Raw genomic sequence first — 13,962 nt, 5'->3', positions numbered from 1 at the left:
TAAAAAAAAGCCTGAACAACAGTCCATGCTTTTCAAAACATACACCTTGATCTCCGGATAGCCCTCCACGCTTCAAAGACGTGGCAGTCCTGCATTTATTCAATGCAGACCCAGCATAAAGAAAGTTGGAGCTCTCTCTACACTTCGGCGCTGATGCCTTTTTTCTCATGATCTTCGATTCCATCTCTCCCATGAGTGACTCATCATCCGCGCAACCTCTACCTCACTGAGACATAGCGTGAGGATTTCTATTCATTTTTACTACACGAAGGTTATCAAACATTCTCACATCTGTCAAAGGGAAAAACATAGAAAAAAGGCAGAGAATCATTTCTCTGCCTATTACCTGCTTATTGATCGTTGTTTTTCTTCTTTTGTACAGCTTCCTGAAGCGGATCGCCTGCTAGCTCTTTGCTTGCTTCTTCTAACAGCTGATCAACCTGCTTGTGGTCTTGCTCGCTTTTCGCCTTTTTATCCTTTTGGAAAAATGACATCGCTGTTTCCTCCCTTTTCATAAAATGCGGTTGCCTGTTTAATTTGTGCTACAGTGCGCCTCATTATACAAGGTGGAAAGGCTCAATCATCATGGAAGGTCTGTCTCATTTTTTGCAAATACGTCAAAAAGGTCTTTAAGTCTTCCTTTGTGAAGTCTGACATCATATGCTGAATCACCTTTCCGAAAAGACGTGTATGCTTTTCATAAATCGCTACCCCTTTTTCCGTAGCTTCTAACCGGACTAGCGTGGGGTCGTCTTTGTCACGTTCTCTCTGAATATAGCCCTGCTCACATAATTTATTGAGTGCAATGGAGGCTGCACCTGGGTTTAAGGAGAGTCTTTGTTTCAGCTCTTCGGCATGTGATACTTTGCCTTGTATCAAAATAGAAAGAGCATATATCTGCGGTGGCGTGATGTCTTTTTCTAACTCAAGTAACTTGCGGTTTAATTTACGGCTGACTTCATAATGTACGAGAACAATTTCTTTTAAAATGTCTGCATTACTCATCCGAATCGCATCCTTATCGTTAGTATCAACATGACTTCCCCCTTATTATAGAATGTTTTTCCAATCAGCCAACCCTTTTGTCCTCTTTTTCTTTAGAAATAAGCCTTGCTGAATGAATTCACCCTTGATATAGTGAGTACTTGAACAAAAGATAGAACAGGAGTACGCATCATGACAGGAAAAACACACATTATGGGCGGAATCGCCGCCTCAACGGCCGTCGCCTACTACTACGGACTCGACCCAGTCATCATGGCTGCAGCTGGATCAGCAGGTGCTCTGATCCCCGATCTTTGCCATACAAAAAGTAAAATCGGCAGAAAATTCCCGTTGCTCTCGACACTAATCAGCAGCGTGTTCGGTCATCGCACGTTTACACACAGTTTATTATTTCTGCTGATCATTTATTTTCTCGCGACAACATACATTCCAAATGACAGCTTAAGTACCGGTTTACTCGTTGGAATGGCGAGCCACCTTATCCTTGATGCTGGAACAGTGAACGGCATTAAATTTTTATTTCCAGCTTCCATTAAAGTGCGTCTCCCCTTCTATGTCAAAACAGGCAGCACAGGAGAACAAGTCGTACTAGCTGCTCTCACCGTCGTCACCTGCTATTACATCGCCGTCATCTGCGGCATATCCATCCCAATCCAGTTCTAACAGAATAAAAAAAGAGTTTTGCGAAAAAGACAGGATATGAATTGATCATTCCTCATTTTTTTAGTAGGTTTAAGATAAGTGTTTTTGCCTTGCAGCTGAATACAGAATGGTGAGGAGATACATAAATGAAAGCGTTTTTCAAAAATCACTGGTTTTTAGTGTATTCCATCCTTTTCATGTGGATGAAAACATACATCATTTATCAATTCGGATTTCACATACGAACGGCCAATCTGTTTCATGAATGGCTGCTTTTGATCAATCCACTTAGCTTTTTGCTCCCTTTGTTTGGGATTGCTCTTTTTTTAAATGAAACCAACCAAAAGGTTTTTTTATTGACCGCAAATTTTATTCTAACGGCGATTCTCATCTCGAATACGATCTTTTATGGTTTTTATATTGATTTCATTACCATTCCCGTGTTATTCCAAGCGAAGAACATGGGAGATATGGGCAGCAGTATGACGGAATTATTCCACCCGCTCTTTGTGCTGATGCTCATTGATTTTGTGGTACTGGCATGGCTGCTCAAGCGCAAACCATTAGCCCCAAAAGCGTCATTCAAGACGATCAAAACGTATTATGCGGTCTGCTGCAGCTTCTTATTGTTTCATGTCAGCTCAGCTATGATGGATCACCCTCGATTTCTGACAAGCTCTTATGATCGTGAAGTCATTGTCAGAAACCTCGGGCTTTTCCAATTTCATCTGTATGACGGTGCTGCCCAAACGGCACGCATTGGACAAAAGGCCTTTGCAGATGAAGATACGCTTTCTACTGTAGCAAACTACACAAAGGCTGATTACAGCGCACCAAACGAAGAGTATTTTGGACTTGCTAAAGGCAAGAACGTTGTGTTCATTTCACTTGAATCGACGCAGCAATTTGTCATGAATCAAAAGGTGAATGGACAATCCATCACTCCCTTTTTAAATCAACTGGCTAAAAAGAGTTTTTATTTTGATGAATTTTATCAGCAGACAGAGCAGGGGAAGACGTCGGATTCAGAGTTTATTGTCGCTAATTCCCTCTACCCTTCTAGCAGCGGCGCTGTCTTTTTCACAGCGAGTGACAACGAATATGACACGTTATACAAGCAGTTGAAAAAGGAAAACTATCAATCCGTCCAATTTCATGCGAATAATAAAACGTTTTGGAATCGTGATGTGATGTATGAATCGCTTGGAATTGATCGTTTTTATGATGTCGATTCATATCATGTCAATGAACGGAATTCAACTGGCTGGGGCTTAAAAGATATCGACTTCTTTGATCAATCCATTGATCATTTAAAAAAGTTGAAGCAGCCTTATTACAGCACATTCATTACACTGACCAATCATTTTCCATTTGAAATTGACCCGAAAGATCAGTTTATTGATGAATATGATTCGTCCAGTACCATTTTAAACCGCTATGTGACGACCGTCCGCTATCAAGATGAAGCGGTTAAAATGTTTTTTGACCGTATGAAAGAAGAAGGATTGTATAACAATACGATGTTTGTCCTCATGGGTGACCACTATGGCATCTCAGAGGCACATCATGAGGCAATGGCACAGCTGCTCAATAAAGAGGAAATCACGCCGTTTGATGCGGTCAAACTGCAGCGGGTACCCTTTTTGATTTACATTCCAGGTGTCACGGATCAAGCACCGCAGACCATTTCTGAAACAGCTGGTCAAATGGACGTAAAGCCGACACTTCTTCACTTACTTGGGATTGAAACGAAGGATGCCATTCAATTCGGCAATGATTTATTTTCAAATGAACGTACGCCTTTCGCTGTACTGAGAAACGGGAACTTTATTACAGATGATTATCTCTATACAAAGAACACCTGCTATGATCAAAAAACAAAAGAACCTGTTGAACAGGATGAGGTGTGTCAGCCTTATATCGAAAAAGCCAATAAAGAGCTTTCCTTATCAGACAAAGTGATCAATGGGAATTTGCTGCGTTTTTATCAGAAGTAAACAGGATAAAACGATCCCTTTTATCTTCACGCTGAAAGTCGCCATTTGGCGGCTTTTTCTTTTCTCTTTTTACTGAAAGCCTATGAATGCTCAAATAAGTTTGCTTATAATAAAGGGAACCACATGATATTGAATGATAAGAGGTGTGAACATGAAGTATACATTCTTAGCCTTCATCTCCATATGTTTGCTCCTGAGTGGATGCCAAACAGAGATGATGCCATCTAATTCGAATAAAAAAACAGAGCTTGTGATTTCAGCAGCGGCAAGTCTTCAGGATGCACTAAAGGAAATTGAAGCCTCCTTTCACAAGCAACATCCGAATGTGACATTAACGAATAACTTCGGGTCATCCGGCGCATTGAAGCAGCAAATCGCTCAAGGAGCAAAAGCGGATCTTTTTTTCTCAGCAGCTGAGGAGCCATTCGATGAACTTGTTCAATCTGGAGACATTGATCAAGATTATATCAAGGACGCTATACAAAACGAGCTAGTCCTTATTGTGCCAAAAGATGGCTCTTCCTCTATTAAAAGCTTTCAAGACGTCCGGCACGTAAAAGGAAAGATTGCTCTTGGCACACCTGAATCGGTTCCTGCTGGTACATATGGCAAAGAGATCTTCACACAACTGAACATATGGGACCAAGTGAAAAAGAATGCTGTCTACGGCAAGGATGTGCGGCAAGTCCTAAGCTACGTCGAAACAGGAAATGTAGAAGCAGGTGTTGTGTATAAAACAGACGCCCTCGTTTCCAAAAAAGTAAAGATTGCAGCTGAGGCAAATCCGGACATGCACTCCCCGATTATGTATCCAGTAGGGATTGTAAAAGGGACAGAACATCTAACGGAAGCCAAGGTCTTTTTTCAATTTCTTCAATCTGATAAAGCCAAATCCATTTTTAAGAAATACGGCTTTCAAGTGTCGTAATGGCTATGCTGACTGAAGAATTTCTATCACCCATTTGGCTGTCCATTCAAGTGGCCATCGTCAGCGGACTGTTGGCCACTGTTTTTGGCACAACGGTCGGCTTTTGGATGACGCGAACAACTTTTAAAGGGAAAATGATTGTGGAAACGTTCCTGATGATGCCGCTCGTTCTCCCACCAACAGTCGTTGGCTTTTTATTGCTCGTCGTATTCGGAAAACATAGTGTAATAGGGGGCGCGATTGAATGGATCTTCCATCAGCCGGTCATTTTCACATGGTGGGCGGCGGTCATTGCTTCGACAGTCGTGGCATTTCCGCTCATGTATCAATCAGCAAAGGCGGGCTTTTCTACAATTGAGTCAGATATTGAAGGGGCTGCAAAAGTTGATGGTGCTCATTCATTCCAAGTCTTTGCCTATATTACGGTACCTCTTGCCCTGCCTTCCCTGCTGTCTGGCAGCGTCCTCAGCTTTGCGAGAGCCCTAGGAGAATTCGGAGCGACCTTAATGTTTGCCGGCAACATCCCAGGAAAAACTCAAACACTCCCAACCGCTATCTATGTGGCGATTGACTCTGGACGAATGGAGCTTGCTTGGGCCTGGACGATTTGTATTGTGATCTTATCTTTTATTATGCTTTTGGCTGTGCGCAGGAGCAGTACATAAAAAATCCCCTTTCTCATATGAGAAAGAGGATTTTTTTCATTTATTCAAACCCAACCGTCATCGTCTCTGGATTCGAGCCGACGCGCTCGTTATTGTTTAACGCATCGATTTTTTCCATGTCTTCTTTGGATAGTTCGAAATCAAAAATATCTGCATTTTGTTTAATGCGTTCTTCGTTGATTGATTTAGGAATCGTCACGACGCCGCTTTGCAGATCCCAGCGCAAGATGACTTGCGCAACAGATTTGTTGTAGCGTGCAGCAATGTCCTTCAATACGTCATGATCTAATAGCTTTCCTTGCATCAGCGGAGACCACGCTTCAATTTGAATGCCTTTTTCTTTTGCGTATTGACGCAGTTCGACAAGTGTCAGTTTCGGATGAAATTCAACTTGGTTCACGGCTGGAACAACCTCAGCATCTTTTAACAGCTCTTCTAAATGCTGAATGTAGAAGTTGCTGACGCCAATGGCTCTCACTTTCCCATCCTTGTAAAGCGTCTCAAGCGCACGCCATGTGTCTTTAAATGTATCTGCATTTGGGCCAGGCCAATGAATCAAATAGAGGTCTAAGTAATCAAGACCTAATCGATTCAAGCTTGCGTCAAACGCAGCCAGCGCTTTGTCATAGCCTTGATCCGTGTTCCATACTTTAGACGTAATGAACAAGTCTTCTCGTTTCACGCCAGATTCTTTAATCGCTTTGCCTACGCCTGTCTCATTTTTATAAACGGCAGCCGTATCAATACTGCGGTATCCGTTTCGTATGGCTGCTTTTACGGCATCTACCACTTGATTGCCGTCCTCCACTTTGAATACACCTAAACCAAACCAAGGCATTTCCACTCCGTTATTCAGTGTTACGGTATCATTCAAGCTTTTGACCATTTTAACAACCACCTTTTTCATAGATTCCATCTTTTTCATTATCTCACGTTGTCCATTAAAACTCTATTATCAGGCGTTTTTCTTCGCTTCGATGGCTAACAGCAAAGCACCTGTCATGCCGGCCTTGTCCTCAAGTCCAGGAGAGACAATGTATGTATCAAGCGGCGGCAGGTCTACATAATCATTGAGATAAGCAGCAAGCTTCTCTCGAATCAGTGGAAACAGCTGCTTTTGCTTCATGACACCCCCGCCCATCATGATGCGCTCTGGGCTTAAAATGAGCGAGTACTGCATCAGCGCCTGAGCCAAATAATCAGCTTCAAGTGCCCAAACTGATTCTTCCTCCGTGAGCTCTTTGGCAGATTTCCCCCACCTTTTCTCAATCGCTGGGCCAGCTGCCAGTCCTTCTAAACACGTCCCATGCGCTGGGCAGACTCCTTCAAACGGGTCTGATTCATGCTGCCTGACAAGGATGTGCCCCATCTCTGGGTGCGAATGACCGTGAAGAAGTTCGTTTTTTACAACAGCGCCAGCACCGATACCCGTACCGACCGTGATATACATACAGCTTTTCAGCCCTTTGGCTGCTCCTTTTGTTAATTCACCTAAGGCTGCCGCATTAACATCTGTTGTAAAGGATACTGGGACCCGTAATTGCTTCTCTAGCTCTGGAATGAACGGGTAATGCTTCCACTCTACTTTCGGCGTGTTCATGATATAACCGTAAGAAGGATCGTCTTTTTGAACACAGATTGGTCCAAAGGAGCCGACCCCTAATGCTTCAATGTCATGCTGCTCGAAAAATGGAATGAGCTTTTGTAATGTTTTTTCTGGGTGCTCTGTTGGAATCGTCATTTCCTCGAGAATGTCCCCATGCTCATTGCCTATTGCACAACAAAACTTTGTACCGCCAGCTTCAATTGCTCCATAATACGCCATCATTGATCTCCCCCTGCTTGTTCTCTTTCTTCATCATAAAACATAGGGGAGAAGATCACAACATTACGTATTGGTCAGGAGAACAGCTTCCATGTCATTGATATACTCCCTTAAATGATGGGCAATGTCACGATTGATTTCACCATCTTCATACAGAGTTTGAATTTCATTTCGTATTGTCTGTACAGCTTGGAAGTTAAGCTCTTTTTTCTTCCGGTCAAATGAACGGTCTTTTTGCTGAAAGAAGCTTGGACCGTGTTCACATCGATAAATGACTTGGTTGTAAAAACCAATCACTTGATGACACGTTTGTTTATTTTCATCGGTCATATGCTGTTTGATCGAGTCCACAGCAGCCTCAGCCGTTTTCTTACGGATTTGTTTGTACGAGCCCTCGTTTTCTAAAATGCCGCTGGAAACGTGCTGATTCGGCCGCCATAATTGGAGCCATTGAAGCAAGCGCAGAAACTTCACTTTTGAAAAACGGATTTTGAAGGAGTTTGAATACAGCATTTCTAGCTCATGAAATCTTTCTTGCAGCTCATAGGCTTCTTCTTTATCGATTTTCTCTTCCTCAATGAGCTGTTGCAGCTTCATCTGCTCAGCTTTGATTCCGTGCAGCCTGATCTTTCTCTCTTGTTTTCTCATCCCGAATTGATACGGTTCACGCTGGATATTGCGCAGCTTCATTCGGTAATCATTGATGAGTGCAAGAGACACTTCCCTATTGTCTTCATTCATTCCTTCTCTTAAGGTTTTAATGGCACTTCTTAGCAGCTTCCGTTTCGCATGCTGAATCTTTGTATCCAAATCCACAGCAATTTGCTTGTCTTTTTTCTCAGATAAAAGAGGCAGTAACACACTAGCTAAAATGAGTGTACATAAGATGACGCCTGCTGCGAGGAAAATAATCAAATGCCGTTCAGGAAACGGTGATCCGTCCGCAAGTGTAAATGGGATGGAGAAGGCACCGGCTAATGTCACAGCCCCACGAACACCAGAGAATGTCATGAGCATCGAGGCGCGAAGCTTCGGTTTTTTCACATTTTGCTTTTTCGTTGCACTCCAATTCCCTGCCCAGAACAGCCATACCCATAAGAACCTCAGGATCATAAGACACAGCGTGATGATTAAGATGTAACTGATGACCTGCATATTATTAAAGGCTTCATCCTGGAAAATGACCGTCGATACATCAGGAATCTGCAATCCAAGGATAACGAAAACAAGTCCGTTTAAAATAAATAAAATAATATTCCATGTGTTTGATGAAGCAATTTGCAGTTTGGCTAAATTTGCTTCCATTCGATCCTGCTCAATGGCATGTGTCACACCACCCGCTACAACCGCTAAAATTCCGGACACACCGATTTCTTCCGCTGCTAAATAGATCACAAATGGTGTAAGGATTTGCAGGATGATGTGCATCGTGACATCGTCCATTCCTAACCGGCGGAGGAAATAGCGGAAACGAATGATAAAAAAGGATAGAATAAATCCAGTCAATAGACCGCCTGCGGCAATCAGGACAAAGCTAAAGGATGCCTCAGCAATCGAAAAAGCGCCAGTCACCGTTGCAGCAATAGCAAATTTAAAAGCGACAAGTCCTGATGCATCGTTCATCAATCCCTCGCCTTCCAGCAGTCTCATGATGCCCTTTGGCATGTTCACACGGCTGGAAAGAGCACTGACTGCTACCACATCTGTCGGTGATAAAATCGCTGCAAGCGCAAATGCGGCTGGAAGCGGAATGCTTGGGATCATCCAATGGATGGTATATCCTGCTACAATGACTGTCGCAAATACTAACCCTAGGGCTAACAGAAGAATCGGCGCTCTTAATTTCCACAGCTCGTCCCTTGGGGTACGCTTCCCGTCATTAAATAACAGCGGCGCAATGAATAAAACGAAGAATAGTTCGGGATTTAAAGAAATATGTAAACCTGAAGGAAAAGCCGCCACCAATATTCCTAAGCCCACTTGAATTAACGGGACTGGAATAAAGGGGACAAAACGATTGATAATATTAGATGATGCGATGAGTGCTAGTAATACGAGCACTGCCAAAAAAATCTCCACTAGTACGTGTCCCTCCTATTTCAATTTTTTCGTCAAGTTTTGCTTACATGCAAAGATGTGTTCATTCCATGTTGATTCATCCGTCCGATCATAGGTGCTTCTTTAGTATTCCGCAAAATGTGAAACCAACACATAACAATCCATCTAGGCAAAAAAAGCTGAATCCAGATATTCAGCCAGCTGACAAAATTTTCATCACATGTATTGTTCCAATGATGAACAAAAAGACCCTGCTTTTATTTTACACGAAAACTCCATTACCTGCTGACATCCAGCTCGTATCAAACACAAAAAAAAGAGCGAAACCGCTCTTTTCTCGTTTTACCCTTTATTTAGAAAATAAGACCTAGCGGGAAGCCGCCATTTGAATAGGTAGGAACAAACCCTGCATACGACAAGGATGAGAAACAGCAAATACAAAGCAATCTCTCCTTGTGCTAAACCGAGTCCTACGAGTAAGCCGCCAAGTGCTGCCCAAACTGCGTAAATCTCCGCTTTTAGCACAAGCGGCTTTCGCCCTGCCAATAAATCACGCACAATTCCGCCTCCACTTCCAGTCAAAATGGCTGCCACAATGACCGCACTGAGCGGAAGCTCTCTTTGCACAGCAAATAATGCACCTTGAATCGCAAACGCTGCTAAACCAATCGCATCCGAGAAATTCCCCCATGTGCTCCAGTGCTTGAGCAAAAGCTTTGGAAAAAGAAACACAATCGTAATGGATACAAGAGCAATGGTAAACATTTTGCCCTGTGACCATAAAGCAGACACCGGAAGACCGATTAATAGATTTCGAATCGCTCCACCGCCAAATGCTGTCACAATCCCTAAAATGTACACACCAAGAATATCGTACTCTTCCTCCATTGCTACTATCGCACCACTAATGGCGAATGCGATAATACCAATGATACTTAAGACTTCCCATGCCATTTTCCGCTTATCTCCTTACATGATCTGATCATCTAACACTACTCCCTTAATGTATATCTGACATAAGCGAAAAGCAATACAAATTTTCTTTAAATTTTATCTTTTTGCAAAAATAAAAAATAGCCCGCTTAAAAGCAGGCTATCTCTCAATCTTCTTTTGCATTTAACAGCAGCATACTGAGGATGATCAGAATAAATGCAATAAGTGCTAACAGCGGAATGGTAATAAAACCAAACCAGTTCAGATAATCAACGGAACAAGGAATGCCGCTTAAGCAAGGACGAATCGACGCAAAGCCCGGGATCTTTTGTTCCATATAATGATAGATGGAAAAGCCAGCACCGATCACAGCCAAAGGCAGTACGTAATACTTCACTTTGACATCGCCCCGGAACGTAGCAATTCCAAGTAAGAGCACGAGCGGGTACATGAAAATGCGCTGAAACCAGCACATATCGCATGGGATAAACTTCTTTATTTCACTTAAATACAGGCTGCTCATCGTCGCAACGATAGAGACAATCCAAGCACTGTATAAGTAAATGAGCTTATTCTTCATGATTTTTTCCCTTTGAGCTCTTGATCAATTAATTCTTTGATTTCATCATAGTCATAAAAGTTTTGAACTTGTTTATTGTTAATCAAAATCGTTGGTGTTGAATTCACTTTATATTTGTTCACAAGCTGATCGTCTGTGTTCAGCTGCGGCTGATACGTTTTCTTTGATAAGTTATCTTTGAGTTTGTCCGTATCAATTTTTGTTGTCTTTTTCGCTAGTTCAGTCAGCTTAGCAGGCGTAACCCATTCCGCTTCACTATCTGGCTGTGCTTGATAGACAGCTTCATGGAATGCCCAGAAGTTTTTTGGATCTTCTTTCCACACTTCTTCAGAAGCTAGTGCTGCTAACACTGCGCCATCTCCATGAACAGGCAGTGGTAAATTAATAAATGAAAAGGATACATCGCCTTTATCTATGTAGTCTGCTTTCAGCTTTGGGAAAATGTCTGTTTCAAATGATTTACATGACGGACATTTGTAGTCCCCAAACTCAACGACTTGCACCGCTGCGTTTTTGTCCCCTATGACAGGCTGTCCTTTAATCGAAGGCTTACTGTCAACTGTTTGTGCTTCTTGGCTGTTCTTGTTCCCAATCACAACAAATAGACCGATGAGAAGAGCTGCGATGATGGTTAAAATGACAGCAAATTTAATGGATGAAGATTGATTATTTTTCTTACTCACATAAGCACCTACCTTATCTTTTTCATTCCTTAAAAAAGAAAAAGGATAATAGCTTAGAAAAATGCCATTATCCAACTTCTTCTATTTTAACAAGAGGGGGTCGATTATGAAAGATGGTATTCATGAAATTTTCCTTACAATTTTATTTCATGACCCTCATCGCATTTAAAACAGCGAGTACGGTGACACCGACATCCGAGAAGACGGCTTCCCACATGGTCGCAATACCGAATGCACCGAGTAATAGGAAAATGCCTTTGACACCAAGGGCAAATGCGATATTCTGCCATACAATCCTTCTTGTTCGTTTCGCGACAGCGATGGCTTCTGCTACCTTTGATGGCTGGTCCGTCATGATGACGATATCAGCCGCTTCGACAGCTGCATCTGATCCAAGCCCGCCCATTGCAATTCCTATGTCTGCTCTTGCTAATACAGGTGTATCATTAATGCCGTCCCCAACAAATAACAGTTTTTCTTGAGGCGCTTTTTTCTGATCAATTTCTTCTAATTTCGTTACTTTATCCTGCGGCAATAATTCTGCATGTACTTCGTCGATACCAATTTGCTTGGCGACCGCAGTTCCGACTTGCTTAGCATCACCAGTGAGCATGACGGTTTGAATACCAGACGCTTTTAGAGCAGAAACGGCCTCGATTGCATCATCCTTCAATTCATCTGCAATCAAGATCGATCCGGCAAACTCACCGTTAATCGCCATGTACACAACGGTTCCGCTTCTTTTTTCTTTTTCATACGCAATGCCTTCTCGCTCCATCAAGCGATGATTTCCCGCTAAGACATGGGAACCGCTGATGGTCGCTTTAATTCCATGTCCCGCGATATCCTCATATGCTTCAATCTGGCTTTCATCAAGCGGCGAGCTGTATGCCGCTTTAATCGATTCTGCAATAGGGTGTGAGGAATGGGCTTCTGCCAGTGCTGCAAAAGAAAGCAGCTCCTCTTCTGACCACTTGTCACTGGTTGTGACGATATTGGTCACCGTAAAGTTTCCTTTTGTGAGTGTGCCCGTCTTATCAAATACAGCATATCTCACAGAATTCAATGCTTCTAGATAGTTACTGCCTTTCACAAGGATGCCTCGTTTAGAAGCTGCCCCAATTCCCCCGAAAAATCCTAATGGAATGGACACAACAAGAGCACAAGGACAAGAGATCACGAGAAAGACAAGTGCCCGGTACACCCAGTCAGACAATTGTGCCGATGGAATGAAAAGCGGCGGCATAAAGGCAAGCAATAAGGCAAGCAAGACGACAGCCGGTGTATAATATTTTGCAAACTTTGTGATGAAATTTTCTGTCTGTGCTTTTCGGCTGCTCGCATTCTCAACCAAATCTAAAATCTTCGTCACTGCCGATTCACTTAGCTCTTTTTGCACTTCAATTTCAAGTATACCGTTTTGATTCACAAACCCTGCAAGAACTTCTTTTCCCGCTTCTACATCCCGCGGCACCGACTCCCCTGTTAATGCGGATGTATCAACAAGTGAGAAGCCTTCAATAACGAGCCCATCCAGCGGAATTTTTTCACCAGGCTTCACGACAATACGGTCACCGGCTTTTACTTCTTCTGGATTCACTTTTTTCGTTTCATTTCCGACTTTTAGATTCGCGTATTCTGGACGTATATTCATTAATTCACTAATTGATCGTCTTGAACGGTTCACTGCCGCCCCTTGGAAGAGCTCTCCAATTTGGTAAAAGAGCATGACAGCAAGCGCTTCTGGATATTGCTGAATGACAAAAGCACCAACCGTTGCAATCGTCATTAAGAAGTTCTCATCAAAGACTTGACCTCGCACAATATTTTTCAGCGCTTTAAAAACCACATCACCGCCGACTAGTAAATATGCTGCGAAGAACATAATGAACTTTAATACACCATCTTCAGGTATAAAGAAAGCTGCTGTTCCAATGACTGCACCGCCAATTAATTTCAGCACAATCGTTTTTAAATTTTTCGTCCCGTGATCATGATCGTGATGATGACCATCTTCTTTCGGTGATACACTCACATGAGGTTCAATGGACTGAACAGTTTTTTCAATTCGCTTTGACATCGTTTCTTGCTTATCTGCATGCGTCACAGTCAAGGTGCCTGTCGCAAAGTTAACAGAGCAAGCTTCCACTCCATCCATTTTGCTGACACCTGTTTCTATTTTACGTGCACAGTTGCCGCAATCAAGACCGCTTAATACGTATTCATCCTTCATCTTTTTCATGTTCTCACCTTTTTCTATATAAGTAGCCTTCCCTGATTCAATCAAACCTATCAGCTGCTGTGGATATTATATATGAGCACATATTCATATATTGAATTATCTTTATTATATGAGGAGTTCTGATCAGCTGTCAATCATTTATAAGCAAATGTTTGGTTTTTTTATGCCCAATCCTGCCACATGGATTTTCAATAATCCAAGCTCATGTCCCCCGCTCCCCGCATAACATAAAAACGATAGTTTGACCTCTGACAGAAAAAGTGCAGCTTTTCTCTTTACAAAAGAAGGACATACACTTAGAATGAAATAAAAGTTTCCCTAAGGAAACAAATTAGCATTAGAGAATCATTTCATCCTTTAGTCAAAACTATTTAATGTATGCATATATCTTTAGGAAGTGCAA

13 protein-coding genes and 1 riboswitch are annotated in these 13,962 nt (G+C 42.4%); of the genes, 4 read left to right on the top strand and 9 right to left on the bottom strand.

What is annotated here, in order from left to right:
- Positions 1–50 precede the first annotated feature (50 nt).
- A riboswitch (Lysine riboswitch) is annotated at positions 51–229 on the bottom strand.
- A 121-nt stretch (positions 230–350) separates the two neighbouring features.
- Positions 351–494, bottom strand: coding sequence for a small acid-soluble spore protein SspJ (gene sspJ, locus C6Y06_RS03495; RefSeq protein WP_034659969.1), 144 nt, complete (start codon positions 492–494; stop codon positions 351–353).
- Between the two features lie 82 nt (positions 495–576).
- The gene (locus tag C6Y06_RS03490; protein ID WP_034659971.1) at positions 577–1,005 is read right to left on the bottom strand and encodes a MarR family winged helix-turn-helix transcriptional regulator; all 429 of its coding nucleotides are present in this window, start codon (positions 1,003–1,005) and stop codon (positions 577–579) included.
- Positions 1,006–1,176: 171 nt separating this feature from the next.
- Between C6Y06_RS03490 and C6Y06_RS03485 the strand changes: the two genes are divergently transcribed.
- The 4 genes from C6Y06_RS03485 (at position 1,177) to modB (ending at position 5,237) form a co-directional block, all read left to right on the top strand.
- On the top strand, positions 1,177–1,668 hold the full coding sequence (locus C6Y06_RS03485; protein ID WP_060597293.1) for a metal-dependent hydrolase: 492 nt from the start codon (positions 1,177–1,179) through the stop codon (positions 1,666–1,668).
- Between the two features lie 125 nt (positions 1,669–1,793).
- Positions 1,794–3,644, top strand: coding sequence for an LTA synthase family protein (locus C6Y06_RS03480; RefSeq protein WP_066030417.1), 1,851 nt, complete (start codon positions 1,794–1,796; stop codon positions 3,642–3,644).
- A gap of 151 nt (positions 3,645–3,795) precedes the next feature.
- Positions 3,796–4,572, top strand: coding sequence for a molybdate ABC transporter substrate-binding protein (gene modA / locus C6Y06_RS03475; RefSeq protein ID WP_060597294.1), 777 nt, complete (start codon positions 3,796–3,798; stop codon positions 4,570–4,572).
- Positions 4,572–5,237 (top strand): molybdate ABC transporter permease subunit, encoded by a 666-nt coding sequence (gene modB / locus C6Y06_RS03470; RefSeq protein WP_066030416.1) that lies wholly within the window; start codon positions 4,572–4,574, stop codon positions 5,235–5,237. Before modA ends, modB begins: the two co-directional genes overlap by 1 nt.
- Before the next feature lie 40 nt (positions 5,238–5,277).
- On the opposite strand, the gene C6Y06_RS03465 is transcribed toward modB, so the two are convergent.
- From C6Y06_RS03465 to C6Y06_RS03430, 7 genes are all read right to left on the bottom strand, one after another.
- Positions 5,278–6,123 carry an aldo/keto reductase gene (locus C6Y06_RS03465; protein ID WP_034659979.1) on the bottom strand — a complete coding sequence of 282 codons (846 nt, stop codon included), beginning with the start codon at positions 6,121–6,123 and terminating at the stop codon, positions 5,278–5,280.
- A 69-nt stretch (positions 6,124–6,192) separates the two neighbouring features.
- Positions 6,193–7,062 carry an ROK family protein gene (locus tag C6Y06_RS03460; RefSeq protein WP_060597712.1) on the bottom strand — a complete coding sequence of 290 codons (870 nt, stop codon included), beginning with the start codon at positions 7,060–7,062 and terminating at the stop codon, positions 6,193–6,195.
- A 63-nt stretch (positions 7,063–7,125) separates the two neighbouring features.
- On the bottom strand, positions 7,126–9,141 hold the full coding sequence (locus C6Y06_RS03455; RefSeq protein WP_034659982.1) for a Na+/H+ antiporter: 2,016 nt from the start codon (positions 9,139–9,141) through the stop codon (positions 7,126–7,128).
- A gap of 321 nt (positions 9,142–9,462) precedes the next feature.
- Complete coding sequence (locus tag C6Y06_RS03445) at positions 9,463–10,074, bottom strand: trimeric intracellular cation channel family protein (RefSeq protein WP_003212961.1); 612 nt, start codon at positions 10,072–10,074, stop codon at positions 9,463–9,465.
- Positions 10,075–10,220: 146 nt separating this feature from the next.
- A complete protein-coding gene (locus tag C6Y06_RS03440) occupies positions 10,221–10,634 on the bottom strand; it encodes a disulfide oxidoreductase (RefSeq protein ID WP_060597297.1) in 414 nt (137 codons plus the stop codon).
- Positions 10,631–11,317 (bottom strand): DsbA family protein, encoded by a 687-nt coding sequence (locus C6Y06_RS03435; RefSeq protein WP_060597713.1) that lies wholly within the window; start codon positions 11,315–11,317, stop codon positions 10,631–10,633. The genes C6Y06_RS03440 and C6Y06_RS03435 overlap by 4 nt, the downstream gene beginning before the upstream one ends.
- Positions 11,318–11,459: 142 nt before the next feature.
- Positions 11,460–13,559 (bottom strand): heavy metal translocating P-type ATPase, encoded by a 2,100-nt coding sequence (locus C6Y06_RS03430; RefSeq protein ID WP_066031734.1) that lies wholly within the window; start codon positions 13,557–13,559, stop codon positions 11,460–11,462.
- Between the last annotated feature and the right edge of the window lie 403 nt (positions 13,560–13,962).

It is taken from the genome of Bacillus sp. MZGC1, from assembly GCF_002998605.1.
GTDB lineage: Bacteria > Bacillota > Bacilli > Bacillales > Bacillaceae > Bacillus.
This window is presented reverse-complemented; position numbering and strand designations above follow the sequence as displayed.